Source organism: Buttiauxella massiliensis (assembly GCF_902500225.1).
Lineage (GTDB): Bacteria > Pseudomonadota > Gammaproteobacteria > Enterobacterales > Enterobacteriaceae > Buttiauxella > Buttiauxella massiliensis.
The window spans coordinates 406,072-430,709 of the sequence record NZ_LR722649.1 but is presented as its reverse complement, the minus strand read 5'-3'; the positions used below and the strand labels follow the sequence as shown (position 1 = coordinate 430,709).

Sequence of the window (24,638 nt, the reverse complement as noted above, 5' to 3'; positions counted from 1 at the left end):
AATATAAAAAAGCCTCTGCTAATAGCAGAGGCTGGGAGAGGATATTAAAGGATTAAACTATCAGAAGGAGTACGCAACACCGACACGTAAACGCGTCTGGCGATCGTCACGGTCATTCACACCGACGTTACCGACTTCACCATATGGGGACCAGTTTTTATCCAGTTTATAAGCCAACTTCACGTTATATTCCTGGGAATAAGGTTTGTTATTATTACGCTTATTACCTTCTTCACTACGCGCATAAACGTAGTTCAGCTCGGTACGCCAGTCCCCCATCACGAAGCCAGCCCATGCGTCACCACGGTTGACTTTATCGTCATCTTTATTTGCGTTCGCCGGGAAGCGGGTGTAATCGTAACGATAACGAGCTGCAACATAGAAACCATTGTCGAAGCTATATTGCGCACGTAGGTTCGGCTTATAAATAGTGCGGCTGTCATTACTTTCGATGGCAAAACCGGGCGTCAGAGAGAAGTTTTTATCCGCTTTCCATTGCCAGCTAATATTTTCTTCATGGCCGTTACCCACGAAATCGCTATAAGGTTGATCGGTATTATCACCGCCTGATTTCCACTTCGCTTCGACAGAGAAACCAAAGCCGTTTGCAAAACGATGTGAAACTGAGACGCGATCGGCGTTGGTTTTATCCTTATTACCACCGTCAATGAATTCATGGCGTAAGTCGACGGTTACAGCCTGGGCTGCAAAAGAAGCACCAATCAACATTGCCAGGCCCAGAGTTTTCTTCAACATAAATAAATCCCTCATTGAAATATCGTTTCATTATTATGAAACTGGATTTTATTTTTAAATGAACATTATTTTAGTGATCGAGATCGTAAATATTTATGTCGAAATTAACATCTGGTAATCTTCGTGATGACTATCAACAAAACTAAGGACAACACCTGATATTTGGCGACAATCATCACATTAAAATAACCAAAAACTTCATTTGGTATACATTTCAATGATATTTAAATTTATTTACACAAGAAAAAGCTGAGGACTTAAATGAAATTAAAATGGGTGGATGCTTAACAATTAAAATGAGTAACAGGGGGGATTTTGTGACGCAGTTAAATAAAATGGAGTGAAAGTGTGACCTCTGTAATAGAAAAACACCGCCCATAAGGCGGTATTCTTAAAAATCAATAATCAAAATTAATATAGGAAATTAGTCGCGTTCTATTGCCAGCGCCACGCCCTGCCCGCCGCCAATACACAACGTCGCTAGCCCTTTTTTGGCATCGCGCTTGATCATTTCATGCACCAGCGACACCAGAATCCGGCAGCCGGACGCGCCAATCGGGTGCCCTAACGCCAGCGCACCGCCGTTGACATTCACTTTGCGCTCGTCCCATTCAAGCATTTTTCCCACCGAAAGTGCCTGCGCCGCAAAGGCTTCATTGGCTTCGATAAGATCAAGCTCCTCAAGCTTCCAGCCCGCGCGTTCAAGGCAACGCTGGGTCGCGGTGACTGGCGCAATGCCCATATAAGCGGGATCAACACCAACGCTTGCAAAAGCTTTGATACGAGCCAACACCGGCAGATTCAATTCTTCGGCTTTGCTGGCGCTCATCATTAATACCGCTGCGGCACCGTCATTAATAGAAGAGGCATTTCCCGCGGTTACGCTTCCTTGAATATCGAAGGTTGGGTGCAATTGCGCCAGAGCTTCGGCACTGGCATCGGTGCGTGGTTGCTCGTCGGTATCAACAATCACCAGTTTTCCACTGTTAGTCTCAAACGCCACCGGCACAATTTCATCTTTAAAACGCCCGGCATCAATCGCTGCCCGCGCTTTATGTTGTGATGCCAGAGCATAGGCATCCTGGCTTTCACGGCTGATACCATATTCACGCGCAAGGTTTTCAGCCGTCACGCCCATATGATAATCGTTGAAGGCATCCCACAATCCATCGTGAACCAGGCTGTCGATAAGTTGGCTATTCCCCAGGCCAGCACCGTTACGGCTATCGGCCAAAACGTGTGGAGCACGACTCATATTTTCCTGTCCACCAGCAATCACTACGTCAGCTTCACCACATTGAATCGCCTGAGTCGCAAGATGAAGCGCTTTTAAGCCGGAGCCACAAACATCATTAATGGTGATAGCGGAAACAGACCACGGCAAACCACTGTTCAGTGCGGTTTGGCGCGCAGGGTTTTGCCCGGCTCCCGCAGTGAGAACCTGCCCCAGGATCACTTCATCAACTTCTTGCTCACTCACGCCGCTGCGTTCTAGTAGCGCTTTAACCACCGCACTCCCCAGCTCCGAAGCGCTACGTGGTGAAAGAGCCCCCTGAAAGCAGCCAATAGGCGTTCGTGCAGCCCCCACTATCACGACATCTTTCATCATTATCTCCGCAACGTTGTGACTGCTTTACTGGAAAGGTTATAAGCCCCGGCGACGATCTTTCTCGAGATACATCGCGGCATCAGCTTCGCGCAACGCCTGATCGTGATCGGTTAGCTCTGGGTTGATTGCAACAACACCAATACTCGGGCCTGCATAATTAATCACACTGGAATGTAGCTGATACTCGCCAGTCAGCAAGTTTGAGAGGCGAATTTTGAATGCCTGCGCAGCCTGTAGCGCCATGCCGTACTCTTTAGGACCAATACCGGCCACGATAAACTCATCACCACCGACTCGCCCTATTATATCGTCAGGCCGGGCACCTGCTTGCAAGCGCTGCCCAATGGAGCAGAGGAAGTCATCACCAGAATCGTGGCCATAAACATCATTAATTTCTTTGAAATCATCCAGATCGGCAAAAGCCAGCAACACAAAACGCGCATCCTGACGAGCCTGAGAAAAGAGTTTTGGTAACTTTTCAAATACCGCTCGGCGGTTAGGCAGCCCTGTCAGTTCATCAGTATAGCTGGCGGTAGTGAGCGCGGCATTTGCCTGCTGGAGCTGCTGCAAAAGCTGTTCATTCTGAATTTGTTGCGCAATCAGCTGTGCAAAGAGTTGCAGCACTTGTTCGCTACGCTCAGTCAAAATGCGATGCTCGGAACTGGCTGCGCACAGCGTGCCATATAAAGAACCATCCGCAAGTGTTACCGGCGTGCTGACGTAAGTGGTAATGCCTAACGCTTTCGCGGCCTGCGAATCCCCCCAAACATTGGCCACATCGCAGGTGTAACGCTTTCCTTCGTCTAACGCGCGCTTGCAAAGCGTATCACCCCAAGGAACCGAAAGGCCTTCAGGGATCTGCATGTGATGGGTATTACGGGCAAAGAGGATATGCTGGAAACTGCCGTCCGGGTCAATACGAGTCAGGTAAGTTGACTCCATGTTGGTAACCAATTCGAGCATTTCCAGCAGCTGTCGGACAAGCCCCTCAAGTGTGTATTCAGATTCTAACGCGGTGGAAATACGCTCGATAAGATTGTCAGACATAAAATCGGGTATACCTTTTTAATTAATCGCACAGATGTAAATCTCAGATGGGTATGTTTTTAACATATTTTGAGTACGACTTCCCCTGCCAAATATGACTATTGGGAGTCTGCCACTCGTTGGATGGATTCATTTTTCACAAGATTGAAGAAACGTTTAGTTCAGGGAGTTATCTGCGAATTTGACGTAGTGATAACGAAGAGAGCGGGCGGTGCAAAATTCACCGCCAGCTTAATAACGGACTCAGGCTTTCATCCTGCACCAGCGCGCGCAGCCCGGGTAATTTGCAACATTGCTGTAATATCACGGGTAGCGGGAGTATTTCATTTGGCCGTAGTACCACATTTTCCAGCTCTCCCCAGAAGTACCAACCTTTTGCGACGTTACTTGCAGGAACTAATAAATGCAGATGCATACCGCTCTGTGGCTCACCCGGCAACCCTAGCCAGTGGCTAAATTGCTGTATATCCGGTGTATCGGGCCCCGCCAGCACACAGCGCTGCACCTGCGATGATGGGATATAAAAATGCATCTTCCCGAGGGTGATTCGCACTGCCGCAAGACTAAGCGAGTGAGTCATAGCCACTGGTTTCCAGGTAACGCTCAAAGACTAAATTCAAATCCAGTAGCGCAAAATACTCGTGGCCTACAGGAACAATACCGACCACCACTTTTTGCATAGCAGCAGATAAATTATCAGCGGCAGGAAGAATCAGGCTTTCAGCCACATCCAGCACATCTATTAATTTGTCGATAAGTATCCCGCTTTGCATTTTATTGCCCCGGCCAATAAAAATTGTGCGTTTGCCTGGCACATCCTGACCAGCGGCATCAATTAACTGATTAATGTTAATCACTGATTCAACGCGCCCACGATAATTAATCACCCCTTCAAGAGAAGGCGGGCAGCCTGGCACCCATGACACAGGGCGCTCGGCCAGAATCTCTTTTATTTGCGAACCGTAAAAAGCAAAATTTTTGTCAGCCTGCTTAAACAAAACAAGGCTGCACTGCGGTTCATCAACGTTGGCAATTTCCCGATTTTCGTCCTGATAGAGACTGAGTATTTGCTCTAATGGCTCGCTCATGCGACTTCCTTATCATCGGCAATGCAATAACGGTTACGGCCATGCTGTTTTGCCGAATATAGAGCCTGGTCTGCACGTTCGCGGATAGTTTCTATTTTGTCTCCCGGCTGCCAGGAGGCAATTCCCGCACTGAAGGTATTGCTGAAGTTAGTCTGGTTGACTGAGAAGTGAATTTTTTCAAATCCCTGGCGCAGTCTTTCAACCACTGCGGCTGCCTGTTCTTGCGTGGTGCCCGGCATAATTATCGCAAACTCTTCGCCGCCATAGCGCCCAACAATATCGGTGCTGCGTAAACGGTGGGAAAACAGCTGTGAGATGCCCAGAATCACCTGATCGCCCGCGACATGACCGTAGGTATCATTGATATTTTTAAAGTGATCCAAATCGACCATTACCAGACTAAATGGAATGCCGCTGTAGTTGGACTCTGTGATGGCGCTTTCCAGATAATGCGTCGTCGTTGAGTGGTTATACAGGCCCGTCAAACTATCCTGAGACATGCGAGCACGCAGTGTACGCATTCTTTCTGCGCGAATCGAAACCGCATTAATTAACTCCTGCGGATCGGCCTGCTTAATAATAAAATCTTCCGCGCCAGTACTCATCGCCCCAAACTGGGTTTTCTTATTGGTCTCGCTTGAGAGATAGGCGATAGGCAAACCGATATGTTGTGGGATCTGACGAATCAGTTTTGTCAGTTCTTCGCCACTGTAGTCCGGCATGTGGAAATCCATCAGAACAATATCGATCGGATGAGTATTGAGAACATTCAGCAAGTGTGGAATCTGCGTAAGAACATGCACTTCCATCCCCGCCATACGCAGCATCTCGGCATTGTATTGCGCGACTTCAGGCTCATCATCAATCAGTAAAACCTGATACGGTTTTTTCAGTGACGGTTGCGTTAAGCGGTGCAACTCCTGAACTAAATCGGTGGTTGATGCAGGTTTTACATAGTAACCATCACAGCCGGCTTTAATCGCATTAATGCGAGCGTGGAAATGGCTATGGCAGGAAAGATAAAGCACCGGGAAAGGTGTGCCGACTTTCTCTCTCAGATCAGACATCGCAAGCGGGCCGCCATAAGCGTTATCCGGGAAGCTAACATCCATAATGACCACTGACGGAGGCTGTGATAAAACCGCCTTGGTAAAATCGGCGGTGTTGGTAAACACATAACAGATAAAGCCAAAACAGCGAAGTTGGGTTGCCAGTAATTCAGCCTGGTCGCATTCATCGTCACACAGATAAACAGGCTTAATGGTGCGATTAATCGCAACCTCTTCCTGAGTCGAAGCCGCTATCGGGAACTTAACTAAAGAGTCTGCTCCACGACGTGCGCTTTCCATCTGCTCTTCAGTCAATGCATATAGCTGGCGTAATATCTCGCCAAGCTTGCTGTATTTCGTATCCGAAACAGAATGACTCACTAACAGGTGCTCACCTTCAGCAGCCTGGCTGGCAATTTTCGTGAAACCAAACGACGCACTGGTCCCGTGGATGCTATGCAACAAAAGGTGCAATTGCTTACTATCCACTTCATTCGGTTCAGTGACTAATTTTGCCAGCAGAGCATCTGCCTGACTTAACATCACGGGAATACGCTGCAAAAAGCGCTGACGCAAGCGAGCGATTTTATCTTGAGCAGTATTCATCGTATTTTGCATAAACTCTTGTTTTATCATGATTTATAGTTGCTCTACCGCAGCATCTGGCTTAAGTAACTCATTCACTACAGCCACCAGCCTTTCAGCCATATTCTCGTCTTTCTTCACCCAGCAATCTGGAATGATAGTGATGTCAGTCATCTCACTGGCGCTGAGTAAAATAAAAGGTTTTTTCCAGCCGTTGGCACGCAAAACCTCTAGTAAATCCAGCCCGGTAATTTCCGGCATATGGAAATCGCTGATGACCAAATCGATTCCATCGTCAGAATCAAGATTGGCTAATGCGGTCATTGCACTTTCAGCAAGAACCACTTCATAGCCGCTCATTTCCAGAAATACCGAAGCCAATTCAGCGGCAAACAAATCATCATCAACTAATAAAACACGCATCTCTTTTCTCACTTTTTAAGCCTTCAGCATAAAAGCATTTTTAATGTTTCTATGAGGCTGTCCTGTTCGAAATCACCCTTGGCTATATATGCATCCGCACCCACCTGGATCCCTCGGCGGCGATCTTCTTCTTTAGCCCGTGAAGTCACGATAATAATCGGAATATGTTGGTAGTTATCTTCGGCACGCAATGCTTTAGTGAGCGAGAATCCATCCATCACTGGCATTTCTACGTCCGTCAACACTGCGTCAAACTGTGTTAAACGCGCTTTTTGTAACCCCGAGAATCCATCTTCGGCGAGCGTGACCTGATAACCGTGTGCTTCCAGAACGTTTTTCTCAATTTCACGCGTATTCAATGAATCATCGACGATCAGCACATGCCATGAGTTCTGTCGAACTTGTGGCTTAGGTGCAGCGGTCCGTGGCTGCCCTTGTTTTTGTGCCATATCCATTAAAACTGGAACTTGCAAGATACTGACCAGTTGATTGTCGGGGCTTAGAACCATGCCAGAGACTAGCGACTGCTGCTGCATATGCTTCGGCAGAGGCTTAATCATCATGCTGCGTTCATCGAGCAAGCTGTCCACCAGCATCGCCATCTTGCCAAACTGGTTCTGAATGATAATAAGCAGCAAGTCATTCGCATTAGAGGCCGATGAGTTATGTACTCCAGGCCTGTCGTTGATACGCAGTATTTCAGCCGCGGAGATAACCGGGATAAATTCGTTGTGCAGAATAATTGCCGGGCGCCCGGCAATATCACGAATTTCATCACGAGAATATTTAACCACTTCAACGACGTACTGCGCAGCAACCCCAAAAAGATGGTTCTGCTGTTCAAACTGCAAAATGCGCATCATTGCCAGAGAAATGGGCAGCCTGATAATAAAGGTGGTGCCTTGCCCTGGGCGGCTATGGACCTGAAGCGTGCCTTGTAAATCAGTCACAATAGTCTTGCGAACAATATCCAGGCCCACACCACGGCCGGATAATTCAGTGACAATCTTGCTGGTTGAAAATCCAGGATGGAAAATAAGCTCGTTACATTCCAGCTCTGAAAGCTGATCAACCACAGCCGCATCAACCAAACCACGAGCCACCGCTTTAGCGCGAATAGCCGCGTAATCCAGGCCACGGCCATCATCTTCCACACGTAGCAAAATACCGCGCCCGTCTTGCTGAGTGGTCAGGGTGATGGTGCCACGCGCCGACTTTCCGGCAGCCAACCGTTCTGGTGCTTCGCAAAGACCATGATCAACGGCATTACGCAGCAAGTGGGTTAAAGGCTCAGAAAGTCTGTCGATTAATTGCCTGTCGATCTCTACTTCACCACCCAAAATACGGCAGTCCACCTGCTTATTCAGGGAGGATGCCAGTTCCCGCACCTGCATTGAGACCGGTTCAAACAGCATCGACACCGGAAGCATTCGAATGGTGGTGGCAACATCATAAAGTTCATGCATCTGGAGATGTTGAACCTGGAAATCATCTTTTAGCTTGCGGCTGAATTGCAGAACCTGCTTGCGCAGTTGTTCGACATCCATTTGTGCCAGCCGTGGCCCAAGATTGACTAACGTGTGTACTTGCTGCTCGAGACGGTCATGACTGGCGACAACTTCACCGAGGATGTTAATCAGGTCATCGAGTTTTTCGAGCTTAACCCGAACCGAACCGGCCTGTTTTAAGCCACCATCTAATACTTCGAGCGATGGCAAAGTGGCCGTTTTTTCTACCGGGGCTTTAGCTATTTCATCAGCAGCTGTGTCTATTTCTCCACGGCTGGCGCGGGCTAACTGCTCGCATAATGCAACATCGGCCGGAGGCAACTGGTTATTACCTTCACTTGCCGACAGTTGTGCCAGTTGGTTTGAAATGTAGTCACAGGCCTGAAGAATTAATGTACCAATGCTTTGGTTAGGCTCGAGTTTTTTATCTCGTAGCTCGCTTAATATCTCTTCAAGCTGATGGGTAACATCGGCGATGCTTTGCAATTTCAGCATTCGCGCGCCCCCTTTCAGGGTATGTGCCGCACGGAACATCTCTCCGATTTGTGCGTCGGTATTTTGACCAGATGAGAGCAGGAACGCCCCCTCTTTTACGGTATGTAAATGGCCGTTTGCTTCATCAATAAAGCGCAGCACAAATTTTTTAAGATCGATAGCCATACGGTTCTCTATTGCCCATCCTGAGTGGTGAACTGCGCCAGCTGATGTTCACAAAGAAAACGAAAAGAATTACTCGGAAATGACAGCGGCAGCCGCAATGCGGTGGCGTTGCCGGTATTGCTCATTTCGGCGTTGAGTAATTGAAGAGTAATGCGATAAGTCCGTTGAGCCGGGCGGTACAACTCGCTTTGTCGATACATTTCGGCTAGGTAGTAATGGGCAGGCCAGTATCCAGGCTGTTGATAAACAACCTGTTTAAACCAGGCAATCGCCTGTTGGGTATGCTGCTGCCACATCATTGCCAAACCAAGTAGCATTTTCGCTTCCGCAGACCATTCATCCAGCTCAAGCACGTGTTTCGCACTTAAAGCCGTTTGCTCGAACTCACATTTCTCCAGTGCAATGGCACCTTTGATAACCAGCGCTTCCAGATTATGAATGTCGCTATTCAACACCTGACCTATCAGCTCTTCTGCTTCAGAAAAGCGTTTGTCAGCAACGCAGGCGAGTGCTTTTTTAATCCAGCTATCACACTGCTGCGCGGAAGGAACCGGAGCATCAATGAAAGGTGCGGCGGCCGGAATAACCGGAGTAATAATACGTGGTCGTACGTTGGTTACCGGAGCCTGAGTACGCGCCGCTTTCGGTTGGCAGAAGTAGAAATTCCCGAACTCTTGTTTAAGCTTCAGGATGCCAAAATTATTAGCCAGCGTTTCAGCGTTACCAAAAAACAGCGCCCCTTCCGGTTGCAGCATGTTCAGCAGGTTAAAATGCAGTGCTCGGCGCGTTTCGACATCAAAGTAGATGGAGACGTTACGCAGCAAAATAATATCGAATGTGGGTTGAAGCTGTTCTTTAACAATGTTCGCACGGTGAAACTTCACCTTATTACGAATCACATCATGCAGTTGGAACTGGTTACCGTTGCGTGTGAAATAGCTTTGCTGCAATAAAGGATCGACACCACGGAAAGAGTAACTGGAGTAAATTGCTGTACGAGCCTTTTCCAGAATTTTGGTATCGATATCGCAGCCGTGAATCTCAACGTTGTCGATGAATTTATCGTGGTATTTCTGATGGAGCTTTATTGCCAGAGAGTAAGCTTCTTCGCCCGAAGAACAGCCTGCGCTTAAGATGCGCACCGGGCCACTGCGTTGCTCAAGAATGCGCGGCACCAGCTTATCGCAAATGATATCCAGCACATCCGGCTCACGGAAAAAGTACGTTTCGTTAATCGTCAGTAGGCTAAGAAGCTTATCGAATTCGTCAGTCGAGACGCAGAGGATCTCATAGTATTCTTCAAAGCTCTCTTTACCGCGCTCAGAGATGCGCTGCTGCAATGCCGCATTGAGCAATCCTTCCATGCCATTAAAAAAATGCAGACCCACTCTATCTTTGATGAGTGTTTTAAAGGCCGCAATATTTGGGATCATGGCAGTTTGCCCTCAGATTGCCCAAGACGAGCCATAGCCAACAAAGCACCAGCAAGTTTTTCCAGCGGAAGTGTCTTATGAACCACGTTTTTGTCGATGGCGAATTTATTCATACCAAATACGACAGAGGACACTTCATCCTGCGCCAGTGTTTTACCGCCATTATGGAAGATAGCCTCGATGCCACGGCATCCATCGCTACCCATGCCCGTCATGATGAGTCCTACTGCTTTTTCACCATAAACTTCAGCCACAGACTCCAGCAGCAAATTGCAGCTTGGATGATAAACATCAGTCACCTTGCGAGGAATAACAGCCAAACGATGATACTTTTTGACCACCAGATGGTGCTCCGGAGGCAGGATATAAACGTGGCCGGCACATAACACATCATTTTCCTGAGCGAGTTGCACAATAAGTCCAGTGACACTATCCAGCCACTCAACCATGCTTTTGGCAAAGCCGTCAGCAATATGCTGGGCGATAATAATCGGGCAAGGAAAATCTGCAGGCAGTGCCTGCAGTAATTTGCTTAGCGCCTGTGGCCCACCCGTTGAGCAGGCGATTGCCAACACATAGGGCCACTCTCGGTGATACGCCTCGTCAAAAATGGGAGCCTGAATGCTATCTGGCTGAACCTCGGAATGCTGACGTAGCCCCTGGATATGGCGAATAACCTTAACACCGACCAACATCTCAACCTGACGATGCAACGCTTTAGTCGCCTGTGCTGACTCACCCTGGTTGTTTACCACAGCCAGGGCACCACGCGTGATGAACTCCGCATCCCACTGCGCATCGGGATAGTAACGCATCACCATAATAGGGATCGCGCAAGTGGCCATAATCGTTTCAACGGTTTCGACGTTTTCCGGACCTGGCGCACCTAACGTCAGCAACAGAAGTTGCGGAGCCATCTTTTGAACCAGGCTCGCCGCTTGTTCGCGATGCACAGCCTGGCCTACGACCACTATGTTTTTATTGATCTCAAGCTGTCTAATCAGATCGTTGCGCGACACGCTGCCATGATCGACGATCAGCACCCGAATTTTAGGCCTGTTCATCAGGTCTATCCGTCAATTTGAAAGACCCTGAGGCCTGGTTCAACTCTTCGGATAACTGGGTCATATCCTGGCTGATGGACAGAATGTCTTTAATTGATTGAGAGGTGTAATTGCTGGCAACTACGATTTCGCGCAAAGCCATAACGACCTGATTACTTGCCGTTTTCTGTTGCTGAGTAGACAAAGAAATCTGCATGGCCGCGGTAGAGGTTTGTTCAGCAGTTGCTACTATGTCATGTAAGCGGTCGGCGCTGACTTTACAGGCTTTAGTGCCCGCTTTAATGCTATTGCTGCCCTTCTCTGCGTTAAGAACCAGGCGATTAATCGAGTTTTGGATTTCGCTGATTTTGTTCTCAATCTCAAAGGTCGATTCGGTCACTGAGTCTGCCAGGCGGCGAATTTCTGCAGCAACTACTGAGAAACGTTTACCGGACTCGCCAGCACTAGAAGCTTCCAGAGCCGCGTTAAAGGCAATGAGTTTAGTCTGGTCAGCAACGTTGTTGATGATAACCATCACGCGGCTAATCTCTTTAGACTTGTTACCCAGCATCATAATTTCGCGCATGCTTTGCTGGTTGTCGCTGTCGATATCAGACATGCGAGTCAGCAATTCACCCATCGAATCGGAGCCCTTGTTGCAGTCATCAAGAGTCACATTGGCAATGTCTACCACTGCGCGAGAATGCTCAGCAATCTGCGTAGAAGAAGCTGACAACTCTTCCATGGTCGAGGTGATTTCTGCTACCGAAGAAGAGGTTTCAACGCTAGTAGAAGCCTGGCCATCAACAGCCTCTGTAATTTTTAGTGCCGCTTCATGTACGTGATGGGCGTGAGAAACAACTCCGCCGACTAACGCATGCAAAGAAGCCCGCATCTTTTCGTTGGCGCTCAGCAAGTCACCGATTTCATCTTTATGATCGATACGAATATCAACGGTGAGATCACCCTGAGAAATCGCTTGTGAAATTTTCAATACGTTCTTCAAACGCTTGGAAATCAGGATTCGGCTGGTTCCGGCAATCAACAGCAAAATTATCGGCATCAGCAGCAAGCTGAAAAGCAGCAGGCTATTGCGTACCAGGTTGCTGCTGCGAGCAACATCATCAACATAACTGGTAGTGGCGATGATCCAGTTAATCCCATCAATATATTCGAACACCGCGACTCTTTTGCGAGGAGCAGCACCATATCCACTGACGGTTTCGTAATAAATCGTGCCGTTTTTACGCGCTAAAATATCGGCGTAACGCTTATAACCATGGGCGTCGGTGAGGTTCTCAACATGCTGATTCACCAGAGTCGGGTGTGCGACCATAGTGCCTGGGCTAAATCCAGCATCCAGCACGTATGCGTAACCTCCCTCGCCGATGTGTACCGCTAACAGTTCTTTAATGACCGGCTGCAAAGCAAGTTTAACGTCAAAACCAATTGCCACCGCCCCAACAACCTGGCCGAATTTATCGGCAATCGGTTCGTAGTGGCTAATGAACTGTTTTCCGTAAATCACCACTACACCAGAGAAGGGTTTGTTTTTGATTAACGCAGCATATGCAGGGTTGTCATGGCTCAGAACGGTAGAAGTGGCAATCTTTCCTTCTTTACCCTGCAAGGTCGAAGAAACGCGCACAAACTGATCGCCTTCACGCACTAAGGTGGAAGCGAATACGCTGGTTAACTCAGTGAAGTGGGAATTAATATTGGTATCACTTAATAAAGCTTTAAGCGCAGTTTCATCCAGCGAACGCAGCGGAGCCGGGGACATATTCTGGTAATTGTTAATATAAACGTTGCTATAACGCTCAGCGTCCCGCAGGACCCTTTTGTATTCGGTGTTGATGTTATTGTGGAAAATCCGTGTATTGGAACGCAGAACTTCCAGAGCATTATCTTGCAGCTGAGTCGCCAGGTAAGACGAAAGCACGAAGGATGCACCAACCAACAACACAGCAATGCATGAAACCAGCATCAGGCCCAGCTTCATGGCGACACCGATTTGCAACTTATGCAGCCATGATGTCAGAAATTTTTCCGTAGTAGCTAAGGCGTCAGCTTCCGCAGGTTGCTGCATGTTTAAGAATTTATGCATGAGATTCCAGTGATCTAGATAATGTGAAATTAATGCCGAATTAATATCTTGCTACGTGCAGTACTCACTGGACACGCGAGCGTAAGGGCCAGAAAAATCATTCCAAAGAAAGTGATTTTTCACAGCCATTTCATACCAACGTCAGTAAAGGCACAGGCTTACCTAAGTGATAGCCCTGTAGCCATTCAACGTTCATTTTTTCCAGGCACCGCTGAATTTTTTCATTCTCAACATACTCAGCAACGACCTGCATATTCTTCATTCTTGCTACATGGCAAAACGACTCAACAATGTAGTGGCTGAGTTCGTTCTCGGTAATTTCACGAATGAAAGAACCGTCTATTTTCAGAATGTCCGCGCTGACGTCTCTTAAACGGGCGTGGCTAGAAAAGCCCGTGCCAAAGTCATCAATCGCTATCCGGCATCCCAGACTTTTGAGCGAGCGCACCGTATTCTGTGACTGCTCCGTATCGGACAGCGCGTCCGCTTCGGTAATTTCAAAGATGATCCTATGTGGATCGACCCCAAACTGCGTTAGCAATAGCTGAACGCTATTAACAAAGCTTGCGCGACAAACAGTCACCGGCGTCAGGTTGATTGAAAAACAGCGGTCAGGGTACAACTGCATATTTTTTAAGGTGTTCTTAATCACCCATAAATCAATTTCTGGTGCCAGGCCCGCTTCGGTTGCCACCGGTAAGAACCGATCTGGCGGAATAAAGCGCCCTTCTTCATCCAGCATGCGAAGCAGTATTTCGTGATACCGCTCTTCACCACGGGTGCTGACGATGGGCTGCGCCATTAAGACAAATGCATCGTTATCCAGCGTCTTCTGTAAGACTGTTCGGATATCGGTACGCCCAACAATATGATGTTCAATGGCGCGACTGGATTGTGCTTCGAGGTTTTCAGGCTTACCGCTCACCACCGATAGCCCGGAGACGATGCCGAGCTTCCCGGTCAGGCTGTAAACGTCATCGCAAAATTGTGTGGCCCGGCAATAGCCAAGCCCACTGCGAAAGCCGAGTTGCTGGTTATTATGGGAATAACGAAACGTATTCGCTGACCGGTACAGAATGCTAAGTCTTCCCCAGCTCGGCTGCTCGAGCTTGAACAGCAGACCGTAGCCCGCGTGGTAGTAAACCTTTTCATCGTCATTCAGTTTTGTACGTAACTCTTGAGCTAGTTTTTTCTGATATCTGGCACGAAAGTGCGTGCCATAGCGCCGGGCAAACAGATCCACTTCAGGAACTTGTATCAGACAAACGGTAGAGTTCGGGGATGCTTTTATATCAGCCTTTAATGCCCGGAGATTAGGCATGTTGGTCATGGGGTCTGTGAACCCCATATGAAGCAACTGCTCGAAGCGTAACGTATTGAATCTCGCCAAAACGCCCATGATGACAATGGTCAGGGTAAAGATAAAAATGACCGTTGAAACCAACACCTGATGAAGCATGAAGTCATCGTTTAGCGCGATATAATTTGCGTTGTTCTTCGCCAGCACAATCATCATCACGGTCCAGACAGGTGCCGTAAAAACATAGCCGATACGAACAGAGCTCCACAGCATGAGCGGGAAGATTAATATCAGGCTATAAAAGGTGAATAAGACCGAGCCCTGGTAAGGAGTATTCAGGCAGTACATCAGAGCAATCAGCACTACCGACCACGCGGCAAACTGGGAAAGACTCACGTTTGCAGAAAACTGAGCCTTCATCGTTCTTACGCAAGTAAACCAATACTTCGGGCGGCAAATAATCCTTAACACGGTATAAAACAAAGGAATGCCGGTAACACACCCGTTCATCACCCCTTGTATTCTGACCAGAGTTTCCGCATTGAAAACTTGATCAAAGACCATTTTTGAGTCGGTGTGATAGGTCGTAAACAGAAAAATCACTTCGCTCATAACGGTATTTAGTAAAGCATTACAAACACATAGCCAGATAATTCTTTTGGTAGTGAGCTTTATACGCCCAAAACTTGCCGCACTTCGCCAGCCCGTACTCTGTTTATAAAGGAAGTAGCTGATTAGGGCCGTAGACTGATAGCAAAACAGTTCATAGATTTCAGGTTCTGGACGGTATAACAATGTGTAAACAGCAAGCAGAGTAACCCCGGCAATGACTCTGTAGCCAAACAACACAAGCAAAGCCGTCAGAGCTGCTAATCTCAGGTCATACACTACCAATACCTGGTCTTCAAAAACCCGATGACTGCTTAGTAGCTGCGCCAGTAAGTAAAGCAGGCACGGAAGTACCAGCGGTAAAACCCACCGTTTATTGGTATATGCTGTGCTATTGCTCACTGTAGAGTCCAAGTATTTAACCCGTTTGTATGCTTTCGAATGTTAATAATGTGATGTGGTGAGTGTATTGCTAAATGGACAAAATTCTTGCAGAAGATATAATGAATTAAAACAAATGCTGCGATTAATTAACATTCACACCATAGCAAAAAAGAACATACACACTTCCAAGCCAACAGTGGTATAAACAAATAACTAACAATTACGCTTAACTTTAATAATCTTTATGATTAATGAATGTTAAAACCGCTTTCACTCTCAAGTCATTTTTAATTGTATTCATTTTTCGAACAAAAAAGAACAGCTATTTATAGGTAAAAATGGACAATAACAAACAATTGAAAAACATCTAACCTCAAACAAAGCAATCACGCAACACGCTGAAAAATAACAAAACTAATAGAAAATCACTAAATAGAATTAATTCTATAATGTTTAATGCAGGACAATATACAATAGTGCTTAACGTGTTTATTTAATATGGATGTTAAAGAGAATCAATCAATGCCGAGTTTGGTTTTTAGCAGGCATTTATTATGATTGACTTGAATAGCAGTGTTAACTATAGTCCCGGCGCGTCGTTTTGCCTTTATTTATTATCTCATCAATAATGCTACATTACAGTTCATTATTGTTGACGCAACGTCTGACACACTTCATAAAAACTCACATAAAAGCAACAACCAGACAATATATAGTAATGAGTTAATACCAAGTTTTTAATTCATGAGTCATTCGCATTTATTAGGAAACTATCAATCTGTGGCTAAAAATTTTTTCTCGCTTAAACGCGTAAAAGGTTGGCACCATTCTATCGCAGGAAAAATAACCCAATTCTTGTTGGCTGGTATCCTTATTGCGTTTGGTGCGGGTGCATGTGCTGGTTGGGGCCTGATTGATAGCTTCTCGTACCAGCAATGGGTACACCAGGCTGAAGCGAATGCTCAAATAATGACTTACATCGTCCGTAACGTGTACACCAATGTCGCGGTAGGAACGAGCTCAACCGGGCAAATTACACGTATTGTCTCGGAACATAAACTTGGTGACCCTGACTCAGTCATCCAAACCGGTTATAACCCTGTTGATGTATTGGCACTGGCTTCAGTGCAAACCCGTAACCCAACCTGGCTTTTCCTTTATACGCCAGAAAAAGGCTTTCAGGGCATCAGCAATAATTCAGATTCACCAGAAGCAAAAATAGTCTTTAAAGGGCAAAGAGCCACAGACGTTCTGGTGAACTACTATATTGGCTTCGCTTCTATTAACGGAAAAGAGTGCTTTATTAGTGCCGTTCCGATCCTTGCACCATCCGGTGAAATTCTTGGTAGTTTGATCAGTAGCATCGGTGATAAAAGCCAGCTGTATGCAGCTTACGATGCCATGTTGAAGAAGACCCTTGTCATTCTGGCGTTGATTTTACTGGCAACGCTTGCGCTGGTTACCATTTTTATGCGCCGACTATTCCGTCCGGTCCCTGTACTGATTAACTCTTTAACCCGTATTGCACACGAGCAAACCGACCTCATTACTCCTTTCTTAGACCAGGATGATGAAATCGGCAAGCTTGCATCGGCAATTGAAAAACTGCGCGTGGCGATGGTTGAACGAGATTACCTGCAGAAAATGCAGGAGATGTCGCAAAAAATGGAATATATGGCTCACCATGATTCACTGACCGGCTTTCCTAACCGCGCCTCATTTAGCCAGGCACTTGATAAGTGCATCCGCGAAGTGAATCAGAACGGGCAACTATTCAACCTTCTGCTTATTGACCTTGATAACTTTAAACCGGTAAACGATACCTTCGGCCACTCGGCCGGGGATGAAGTACTTATCGGTGTTGCCCAACGTTTATCACTGCTGTTAGGGCCAATGGATTTTGCTGCCCGCTTGGGCGGTGACGAGTTCGCGATCCTTCAAAGCGTGAAGTCAGACAATAATCAGGAAGCTGCCGCGCTGTCGCAAAAAATTGTCCGCGCGTTAAGCATTCCATTTACCTACGGCACAAACTCCTTCGCCATCAGTTGTAGCGTCGGGATTGTTACGGCACCTTCGCAGGGCAATAGCGCTACGACGCTGATGATCAATGCCGACCTGGCCTTGTATGCCTCAAAACACAGTGGCCGTGGCTGCTACCACTTCTTTGAAGATGGCATGATGATGAAGCACACCAACAGTGTGTTTGTGAACCAGGAAATCATTAATAGTATTGATAACAATGAGTTTGTGCTGCACTACCAGCCGATTGTCGATTTGGAAAATGAAACTGTTTGTGGTTATGAATCGCTTATTCGTTGGAATCATCCAACCAAAGGTCTGATATACCCTGATTACTTCATTAATATTGCTGAAGAATCAGGTCTGATTATTCGACTAGGCGAGTGGATTATTCGCCAGTCCTGTATGGCAGCCGCTAAGTGGCCTGAGACAATAAAAGTTGCCGTTAACATTTCTGCCTATCAACTTCATAGCCCTGGATTGCTTGATATTATTGTTGATGCATTGAAACAAAGCGGCCTTTCGGCAAACCGCCTTGAAATCGAAGTCACTGAATCCGAAAAACTGGATCAGTCCATCGCATTACCCGTCTTTAACAGTATTCGCGAGATGGGTATCTCAATTGCAATGGACGACCTGGGCACCGGATACGCAGCATTGGATTACCTGCTTATTTATCCATTCACGCGCATAAAAATTGCCCGCACGCTGATTATGAAACTGGAACAAGAAAGTGCCAGTCAGTATCTGGTAGTCATGCTGATTCAGTTTGCCCAGAAATATGGCATGAGTGTGACCGCCGAAGGTGTTGAAACTGAACAGCAGCGCACTATTTTACGACGCATTTCCTGCCAAAACGTACAAGGCTACTATTACAGCCGGCCGTTGCCAGAAAAAGATCTGGAGCCAACCTTTGGCAATAAAGTCATCGATGGTGAGGTTTGCAATGCTGAATAAGCCATTGTTTTGTAAGACCTCGTATCTGGCCATTGCACTATTGCTTTTGATAAGCCCGCTGTGCCGGGCGCATAATATTCATAGTAAGCCAACCCTGGACAGGATAGCCGAGACAAAGACCATCACACTCGGCTACCAGGATGATGCTTTCCCATTTTCGTATGTCGAGTCACAGCATCCAGCGGGCTATTCGATAGATATTTGTAATAAAATCGTTGATGCACTTAAAGTTAAGTTAAAAATAAAAGACCTTAAAGTTCGCTGGGTCAAAAGCAGCACCGCCTCGCAGTTTGTTTTGATCAAAAACCATGCTACGGACATGATGTGCATTCCGGCATTTTATTCAGAAGCACGCCACCAACAAGCAGAGTTCACCCTCCCCTTCTTCTTTTCCAGCACACGCTTTATCACACGAAAAAATAATCATACCGATACCATCGATGATTTAGCCGGACACAGTGTGTTAGTCAAAAGTGGCACAATCTATGTTGAGCAATTACATCAGCTTAATAAAACGAACGATCTCAACCTCAATATAGAACTAGAAAATAGTAACAATGCTGCATTTCAGAGCCTTGAATCGGGGGAATTACCTGCATTAATTTCAAGCTATGTATTACTTAAAGGTATGATGACTCTATCCCCTAATCCTGATGAGTTCGAAATATCGAATGAAGTGTTTAGCCAGCCAATACCTGCAGGGTTACTCCTGCCATTAAATGATAATGAATTTAAAGGTTTTATTGATGACACAATGAAATCAATCCTCATTAGTAAGGACTTTAATAATTTATATCAACGCTGGTTTATGTCACCCATTCCGCCGAAAGCGATAAATCTCAACATACCTATGTCGACTGCGCTAAAAGCACTAATTGCATCAACATCAAACAATGCGAACTAAAATGAAAAATTTATTTAGTCTCAAGCTAAAGCATTTACTCAATGCATTGATGTTTATACCATTAAGCATGGCATCGCAGCCTTTGTCCGCAGAGCCAACCTCTGTGACTCTTGAGCATATCAAATCAAGTGACACTTTAAATATCGGTTATCGCCAGCTTGAGCCATTTTCATTCCGCGACAGCGACGGCAAAGTCACAGGTTACACCATTGCACTGTGTAATATGATTGCTGATGAGTTACGAGTAAGCCTGGGTATCAAAAAACTCGCTGTTCATTATATTCCTGTTTTATTTACCGAGCGTGTTTCTGCACTGAACTCCAGCAAGATTGATTTAGATTGCAGCGTTAATACTGTTGCACCTGAGCGCCAAAATAGCGTCTCTTTTTCTACCGATTACTTTGTTGCGCACATGCGCATTGTGTCCTTCCGCAATAATAACATTAGAACTCTTAATGATTTAAAAGGCAGAGCCATTGCTGTACCGCGTGGATCTAAAGACCTGTTAGAACTGAACAGGATTAATCGCGAAAAAAACCTTAGCCTTTCGATTGTTACTTCAGATACTGTGGAAGACGCTTTCGATATGATGGCGCAAAAGCGTACAGCTGCATTAATATTGGATGATATTCTGGCTTATCCATATATCAACCAAAGCGAACACCCTGAAGACTTCGTTGTTTCACATGAGGTTGTTGGTGATAAAATGAAATATGCCCTGATGATGAGAAAGGAAGACCCAATGTTTGTCGCTTTTGTCGACAAAACTCTGGGGACAATATTCGAATCACCACTTAATGCTCAGTTAGTCAACAAATGGCTGACGCAGAAAGTGGTCGTAAAAAACACACAGAAAAACCAATATTAAGCGCCTCGATGTGGACGTGTAATTGAACTCAGTCAGGAAATTTTTGCATACCAGACACGCTACGCATTTCATATTTTCTGGCATGCTCTTGTTGTTATTGGCGGGAAGCTCATTACGTGCTGCCTGGGATTTCACCACCATTCAACAACGCACCGACAAACTGTATGGCCCTGCACCTATTGACGCCGGGCAGCGAATTGATGACTGGCAGCAGTTGTTGCTTGAGCAGCGAAACAAAAGTGAGTCTGAACAATTAAGTGCGGTGAATCACTTTTTTAACCAGAAGCTGCACTATCGTGAAGATATAGATATCTGGCACGTAATTGACTACTGGGCGACACCGATAGAATCCCTACGGAAAGGGGAAGCAGATTGCGAAGACTACGCCATCGCTAAATATTTCACATTACGTCAGCTAGGTGTTTCAGGAGAAAAGCTGCGTATTACCTACGTTAAAGCCTTACGACTTGATAAAGCCCATATGGTTTTAACCTGGTACGAAACACCCGATGCAATACCGATAGTTCTTGATAGTTTGACGGATAACATTTTACCTGCAACAAAGCGTACGGATTTATTACCTGTGTATTCCTTTAATGATAACGGTCTGTGGTTACCAGGAAGTCAGAATAATAAACGTGTCGGGGATAGTAAGCGCCTTTCTCGCTGGCAGGATGTGTTGAAAAAAATGCGGGACGAAGGTTTCCCGGTTGATGAATAGGATAAGCCTGTGTCTCTTTTCAAACAGCTTCTTATAGCTATCTTTCTTTTTATGCTGATTATTTTCAGCGGCAGTTTTATTGTTAATCTCGAAAGTTCTCGAGAGCAATATAATAATCAGCTGCTGTCCCATGCGCAGGATGCTGCCACGGCTCTGGGCTTATCACTAACTCCGCACGTTGACGATCCGGCAATGATCGAGCTTATGGTTAGCTCGATTTTTGATAGTGGGTACTACGATGCTATCCGCGTTATCGATCAGAGTAGCGGGAAAATCATCCTTGAGCGCACCGCCTCTTTGTCTATTCCTGAGGTTCCACACTGGTTCGTTGCGCTGGTTAATGTCTCTCCGCAAGCCGCTGAAGCCACCATTATGCGCGGTTGGCAGCAGGCTGCACGCGTCGAAGTAGTGAGTAACCCAGTCTTTGCCATTAAGCGTTTGTGGGAAAGTACGTTGGCAAACCTGTTGTGGATGCTGGCCTGTAGCGTCGTGTGTATTCTGGCCGGTGCCGCACTATTACGCCGCCAATTGCGCCCCCTCAACTACATGGTCAAACAATCACAAGCTATTACTCGCCGTGAATACCTGACTCAGGTCGACTTACCGAAAACCCCCGAACTGCGCCGTGTGGTTGAAGCCATGAACCTGATGGTCACCAAACTCAAGACGCTGTTCGAAGATCAGGCCGAGCATAGTGAGCGCCTGCATAGTGAAGCCTATATCGACAGCCAGACAGGTATTGCTAACCGCCGTGCTTTCGATATGCAGATGCAGACACGTTTAAGCGACGAAGAAACCGCACCAGGATATTTACTGTTACTGCGTATTCAGGATCTGGGTGGTTTGAACCAACGTTTTGGCGGCCCGCATACTGACAACCTACTCAAACATGTTGCCGATATGATGAATGTGGTGAGAAACCAATACGCCGGCTCAGACAGTATTCTTGCGCGTATCCGTGGTGGTGAATTCGCCCTGCTCTGCCCAGGTGTCACACATAATGAAATGCTGAATTTGCAAAACTCGCTCAATCAGCAGCTTGCCGCATTCTATGCCACCGGTATGTCTGACATGAACCCTGTCGCACATACAGGAATGGTGCCGTTTAGCTACGGCGATTCAGCGCAGTCGCTGATTGTTCAGGCTGACCGCGCGCTGACGGAGTCAGAAACCCATACCACGCATCAGACTAATTTCCTGCCAGTAGTACAAACTGACGCCGCCCTGGAAGACCAACACCTGTGGTTTACTCGCCTTGAAAATGCGTTGAGTAAAGAGCAGTTCCAGTTATTCTTCCAGCCGGTTGTCGATTGTAAAAATACACAGAAAGTTATTCATTACAAAGTGTTGTCGCGCATCGTGGATGAAAACGGCAACAGCATTACCGCCGGTCGCTTCCTGCCCTGGATTCACCGCTTTGGATGGAGCCAACGTCTGGACCAAGTGATGTTAAGCCTGACGCTGAAGCAGTTGAAAAGCTACCCGGGCTATCTGGCGCTCAGCTTGTCCGGGAATTCACTGGCCAATGAGGCGAGTATCAAACAGCTCCTCAACCCACTGAAGCAAAGCCCGCAGCTTGCCAACCGCTTAATTCTGGAGCTGGATGAAAACCAGTTGCCGGAACCAGAGCAGATGGAAGTGTTTATCAAATCGTTGAACCAGTATGGCTGTGGCCTGGGTCTGCAACACTTCGGTAGTCGCTTCGATATGATTGGCCACCTGTCACAATGGGGCCTGGCTTATCTGAAAATCGACTCCAGCTATATCCGCCATATTGATATTGAAAACGATAAGCGCTTATTTATTGACGTGTTACATGGTGCGACAAACAACATTGATTTGCCATTGATTGCCGAGCGAGTAGAAACCGAAGGTGAACTGCGAGTGCTGCAAGAAGTTGGGATTTATGGTGCGATGGGGCAGTTGTTAGGTGAACCAGCTCCGTTTTAAGCAGTAAAAAATGGTGGATGACGCTTCGCTTATCCACCCTACAAACCATTAAACACGTTCACTAATGCGTAGCCTAAATAGTTCGAGTTGCATCAAGGCGGCAAGAGAGCAACAAATTTCTCTGGAACAAATTTGAACGCTGCTTGCAGCGTCCCCAAAGGGGTAAGGCCCATGGATGGGCCGCATAATCCCCAGGAGCTTACAAAAGTAAGTGACTGGGGTTTGTGAACGCAGTCAACGCAGAAGCAGCTCGAAATATGACGGCTATTTAGAATATGCCCTGGTCGTCAGAGTTTAATAGATCTTCCAGACCACCTAATCCCTGGCGCGCCTGCGCACGATTCATCAGCTTAACTTGCGCCATTGGCGGCAAGTCAGTAATCGTTATCACGCCTTTTTGAATCAGCAAGAAAATCAGGTCATCCAGAACACGAACCATTTCCAGGTCGCTTCGCTGAAGCAACTCACGATGCTGCAAAGTCCCATCAACCACATCGCGGGCATTGTTCCACGCCGCAATCTCCGGAGTCTGTGAGAATATCTCACCCGTCATGCCGACAAACGGCTCGCTTTCAACCCGCGTCAGTTGGCCTTCTTCATTACGTTGAACGTAATACATTTTCGATACCTTTATATGCGTAGGAATCACCGCCCGGTTAAGGGCGGCGGCTCTCAATTATGAATGGTAATGCTCAGGCTTTGGGATTAGGTGGTCCAGCGAATGGGTCGCCGCCCCCGCTGAGTCAAAGCTTGCATGGTGTGCATCACCACCGTGTGCCGGGGTAACAGAAGGTGCATCAGCAGCGCTTGTACCTCCCTTGCCGTGGTGTGCATCCCCGCCCTTAATCATCTGCGTAATATCTGTACCTTCGTGCAGTTCGTGCGCCAGATCGCTCAGATCAACTTTCTCGTTTCCGTGGCTTTCTTTACCGGTAAAGATCTTCAGACTTTCATCACCGTGATGGCCTTTCGAATCATGGGCAAGATTAAAGGAGAAAGTATCGTGGCTGTCATCAAACAGGTTACTTAATCCATTATCGTGAGAATGTGCATTAGCAGCATGATGTGATTTGTCACTACCATCTACGTCATGCTTTCCACGATGGGATGGATCATCCATCGTAAAATCAGCTTTTTGATGGATAACGTTGGTGTTGCCATGATCGTCGTTAGCGATAACTGAAACACCCACGCTATTTTTACCAATATGAAGCTCATTGGTATTAACCGGAACGTCATAGGTCAGATGGCCATTATCTTCGTGTAGTACCACGTCGTCATAATGTTTGTCATTGACGGTGACGCTAATATGTTCGTTGTTATGCACATCGGCGCTATCGATCTGACCGGTAATATGTGTCACATGGTGACGCGCTTCTTGCGAGTCGATACGGTTATCGTCGGTGACATTATTGATAGTGATTTTGGCGTCAGCGTGGGTGTCCACATTCACAGTATGCCCGTCGTCAACAGTGATAGTGTTACCGACACCGTCCGTAACAGTGACGCTGACTTTAATGTCGTTTTCGCCTTCAAGTAGATATTTTCTCTCAACTGCAATTTCGTATCCCACATGACCATCGCTATAAAGCTTAACGTCACCGGTGAAGATCTTGTG

19 protein-coding genes are annotated in these 24,638 nt (G+C 46.7%); 5 read left to right on the top strand and 14 right to left on the bottom strand.

The genetic code is table 11. The features are described from left to right. Window positions 1–60: 60 nt before the first annotated feature. From GC128_RS04225 to GC128_RS04170, 12 genes are all read right to left on the bottom strand, one after another. Complete coding sequence (locus tag GC128_RS04225) at window positions 61–756, bottom strand: porin (RefSeq protein WP_151993236.1); 696 nt, start codon at window positions 754–756, stop codon at window positions 61–63. A 424-nt stretch (window positions 757–1,180) separates the two neighbouring features. After that, window positions 1,181–2,362, bottom strand: a complete 1,182-nt coding sequence (locus tag GC128_RS04220) for an acetyl-CoA C-acetyltransferase (protein WP_151993235.1) — start codon at window positions 2,360–2,362, stop codon at window positions 1,181–1,183. A 39-nt stretch (window positions 2,363–2,401) separates the two neighbouring features. Beyond that, a complete protein-coding gene (locus GC128_RS04215) occupies window positions 2,402–3,412 on the bottom strand; it encodes a sensor domain-containing diguanylate cyclase (RefSeq protein ID WP_151993234.1) in 1,011 nt (336 codons plus the stop codon). 220 nt (window positions 3,413–3,632) lie between these two features. Then, window positions 3,633–3,992: a hypothetical protein gene (locus GC128_RS04210; RefSeq protein WP_151993233.1), complete on the bottom strand. Its 360-nt coding sequence runs from the start codon at window positions 3,990–3,992 to the stop codon at window positions 3,633–3,635. Next, window positions 3,976–4,500 carry a chemotaxis protein CheW gene (locus tag GC128_RS04205; RefSeq protein WP_151993232.1) on the bottom strand — a complete coding sequence of 175 codons (525 nt, stop codon included), beginning with the start codon at window positions 4,498–4,500 and terminating at the stop codon, window positions 3,976–3,978. The genes GC128_RS04210 and GC128_RS04205 overlap by 17 nt, the downstream gene beginning before the upstream one ends. Then, on the bottom strand, window positions 4,497–6,155 hold the full coding sequence (locus GC128_RS04200; protein WP_226811984.1) for a diguanylate cyclase: 1,659 nt from the start codon (window positions 6,153–6,155) through the stop codon (window positions 4,497–4,499). The genes GC128_RS04205 and GC128_RS04200 overlap by 4 nt, the downstream gene beginning before the upstream one ends. 33 nt (window positions 6,156–6,188) lie before the next feature. After that, a complete protein-coding gene (locus GC128_RS04195; RefSeq protein ID WP_151993230.1) occupies window positions 6,189–6,557 on the bottom strand; it encodes a response regulator in 369 nt (122 codons plus the stop codon). Window positions 6,558–6,580: 23 nt separating this feature from the next. Beyond that, complete coding sequence (locus GC128_RS04190; RefSeq protein ID WP_151993229.1) at window positions 6,581–8,725, bottom strand: hybrid sensor histidine kinase/response regulator; 2,145 nt, start codon at window positions 8,723–8,725, stop codon at window positions 6,581–6,583. Between the two features lie 8 nt (window positions 8,726–8,733). After that, window positions 8,734–10,158 (bottom strand): CheR family methyltransferase, encoded by a 1,425-nt coding sequence (locus tag GC128_RS04185; protein WP_151993228.1) that lies wholly within the window; start codon window positions 10,156–10,158, stop codon window positions 8,734–8,736. Beyond that, on the bottom strand, window positions 10,155–11,222 hold the full coding sequence (locus GC128_RS04180; protein ID WP_151993227.1) for a chemotaxis protein CheB: 1,068 nt from the start codon (window positions 11,220–11,222) through the stop codon (window positions 10,155–10,157). The genes GC128_RS04185 and GC128_RS04180 overlap by 4 nt, the downstream gene beginning before the upstream one ends. Further along, window positions 11,209–13,308 (bottom strand): methyl-accepting chemotaxis protein, encoded by a 2,100-nt coding sequence (locus GC128_RS04175; protein WP_151993226.1) that lies wholly within the window; start codon window positions 13,306–13,308, stop codon window positions 11,209–11,211. The genes GC128_RS04180 and GC128_RS04175 overlap by 14 nt, the downstream gene beginning before the upstream one ends. Window positions 13,309–13,438: 130 nt before the next feature. After that, window positions 13,439–15,619 (bottom strand): EAL domain-containing protein, encoded by a 2,181-nt coding sequence (locus tag GC128_RS04170; protein ID WP_226811982.1) that lies wholly within the window; start codon window positions 15,617–15,619, stop codon window positions 13,439–13,441. Window positions 15,620–16,381: 762 nt separating this feature from the next. Here GC128_RS04170 and GC128_RS04165 point away from each other — a divergent pair. The 5 genes from GC128_RS04165 to lapD all read left to right on the top strand — a co-directional run bounded on the left by GC128_RS04165 (window position 16,382) and on the right by lapD (window position 23,020). Beyond that, a complete protein-coding gene (locus GC128_RS04165) occupies window positions 16,382–18,577 on the top strand; it encodes a putative bifunctional diguanylate cyclase/phosphodiesterase (RefSeq protein ID WP_151993224.1) in 2,196 nt (731 codons plus the stop codon). Continuing rightward, on the top strand, window positions 18,567–19,481 hold the full coding sequence (locus GC128_RS04160; RefSeq protein ID WP_151993223.1) for an amino acid ABC transporter substrate-binding protein: 915 nt from the start codon (window positions 18,567–18,569) through the stop codon (window positions 19,479–19,481). Before GC128_RS04165 ends, GC128_RS04160 begins: the two co-directional genes overlap by 11 nt. A gap of 1 nt (window position 19,482) precedes the next feature. After that, window positions 19,483–20,349, top strand: a complete 867-nt coding sequence (locus GC128_RS04155; protein ID WP_151993222.1) for an amino acid ABC transporter substrate-binding protein — start codon at window positions 19,483–19,485, stop codon at window positions 20,347–20,349. 82 nt (window positions 20,350–20,431) lie between these two features. After that, complete coding sequence (gene lapG / locus GC128_RS04150) at window positions 20,432–21,070, top strand: cysteine protease LapG (protein ID WP_151993288.1); 639 nt, start codon at window positions 20,432–20,434, stop codon at window positions 21,068–21,070. Window positions 21,071–21,079: 9 nt separating this feature from the next. Beyond that, the gene (gene lapD, locus GC128_RS04145; RefSeq protein WP_151993221.1) at window positions 21,080–23,020 is read left to right on the top strand and encodes a cyclic di-GMP receptor LapD; all 1,941 of its coding nucleotides are present in this window, start codon (window positions 21,080–21,082) and stop codon (window positions 23,018–23,020) included. A gap of 268 nt (window positions 23,021–23,288) precedes the next feature. Here lapD and GC128_RS04140 read toward each other — a convergent pair whose 3' ends face one another. Together GC128_RS04140 and GC128_RS04135 are read right to left on the bottom strand one after the other, a co-directional pair. After that, window positions 23,289–23,639, bottom strand: a complete 351-nt coding sequence (locus GC128_RS04140; protein ID WP_151993220.1) for a tryptophan synthase subunit beta — start codon at window positions 23,637–23,639, stop codon at window positions 23,289–23,291. 57 nt (window positions 23,640–23,696) lie between these two features. Continuing rightward, window positions 23,697–24,638, bottom strand: a 942-nt coding sequence (locus GC128_RS04135) for an Ig-like domain-containing protein (protein ID WP_151993219.1), incomplete at its 5' end; no start/stop codon positions are given.